Source organism: uncultured Thiodictyon sp. (genome assembly GCF_903828115.1).
Lineage (GTDB): Bacteria > Pseudomonadota > Gammaproteobacteria > Chromatiales > Chromatiaceae > Thiodictyon.
Genome location: NZ_CAIKKU010000171.1, coordinates 1 through 1,535, shown reverse-complemented (window position 1 = coordinate 1,535; position 1,535 = coordinate 1). Strand labels below are relative to the sequence as shown.

Annotated in this window: 2 protein-coding genes; both read left to right on the top strand. The window is 64.4% G+C overall.

The window, feature by feature from the left end; translation table 11 throughout:
* Window positions 1–163 precede the first annotated feature (163 nt).
* On the top strand, window positions 164–388 hold the full coding sequence (locus tag QZY48_RS06065) for a DUF4351 domain-containing protein (RefSeq protein ID WP_295429030.1): 225 nt from the start codon (window positions 164–166) through the stop codon (window positions 386–388).
* 186 nt (window positions 389–574) lie between these two features.
* Window positions 575–1,535 (top strand): DUF4351 domain-containing protein (locus QZY48_RS06060; RefSeq protein ID WP_295429029.1); only part of this gene is annotated, 961 nt, incomplete at its 3' end.

The window sequence follows — 1,535 nt, the reverse complement described above, 5'->3', positions numbered from 1 at the left end:
GCCGGCACCCCACCCCCGTGTCATTCCGGCAGGATGCCGGAATCCAGTGCCAGGGATGGTTCCTCGCAGCGCGCACGGGGTCTTGGTTAGGGTTCCGCGCCTGCCTCCCGAGCTGGAAAACAAACTCTGGCAGGAACTTACTACCCTGGAGTGCAACAAGCGTATGCCTTACGTCACCTCTGTCGAACGGATCGGGTACCAGCGGGGTCGTCAAGAGGAGGCCGGTGCCCTGGTGCAAAGGCAACTCCGGCGCCGATTCGGCCCGCTTGCTCAGGAAACCGAGGATCAAATCGTGGCCCTGCCGCTGGAGCGAGTCGAGGCACTTGGCGAAGACCTATTGGACTTCAACTCCCTCGTTGACCTGGATGCGTGGCTGCGTCGGCACTGAGTCGGTGCCCCGCCAGGTCTAGCGGCCTGGGTCAGTCGTGCCACAGTGGGGTAGCCGCCGCCGGTGGCGAGGCTGATGGTGAAGTGCGAGCGGTCGATGCGAGCGAGATCACCCATGTTCGCAAAGTCGCGTGATCGCGCCTGGTATTCGCGGCACCGCTGATCCTCCCGAACCCGAGATTCAACCATGGCCGAGCGCCCCGACCAGCCCACCCCCGCGACCGACAACGACACCCCCTGGAAGAACGCCCTGGAGCACCACTTCCCGGAGTTCCTGTCCTTCTACTTTCCGGACGCCTATGTTGAAATCGACTGGAGCCGTGGTTACCAGTTCCTGGACAAAGAACTGGCCCAGGTCGTCCAGGACGCCGAGTTGGGCAAGCGCTTCGTCGACAAGTTGGTTTGTGTCCACCGCCTGGACGGCGCAGAGGACTGGGTCTACATCCACATCGAAATCCAGGGCGGCCACGACAGCGCCTTCCCCAAGCGGATGTTCACCTACAACTGCCGGCTCTTCGAGCGCTACGACCGCCCTGTCGCGAGCCTCGCCGTGCTCGCGGACGACAGTCCCAACTGGCGTCCGGGCGCCTTCGGCTGGGACTTGTTCGGCTGTCGGCACGTCCTGGAGTACCCGCTGGTCAAACTCCTCGATTACGCGCCCCGCCTGGAAGGCCTGTTGGCAGACCCCAACCCCTTTGCCCTGGTCACTGCCGCGCATCTGCTCACCCGCCAGACCCGGGGCGACGCCGAGCGCCGGTATGCGGCAAAATGGCGCCTCGCCCGGCTGCTTTATGAACGGGACTGGGACCGCCAGCGGATCATCGACCTCTTCGCCGTCATCGACTGGATGATGCGCCTGCCCGCCGCGTTGGAAACCAAGCTCTGGCAGGAAATCACTACCCTGGAGTGCAACAAGACCATGCCTTACGTTACATCTGTCGAGCGCATCGGATACCAACGGGGTCACCTGGAGGGCCATGAGGAAGGCCGCCGCGCAGAAGCCTCGGCGCTGGTGCAAAAACTGCTGCGGCGCCGCTTCGGCGTACTGGCTGCGGAGATCGCCGAGCGCATCGCCGACTTGCCGCTGGAGCGAAGCGAAGACCTGGGTGAGGCGCTGCTCGACTTCACCGCCGTCGCCGACCTCGAAG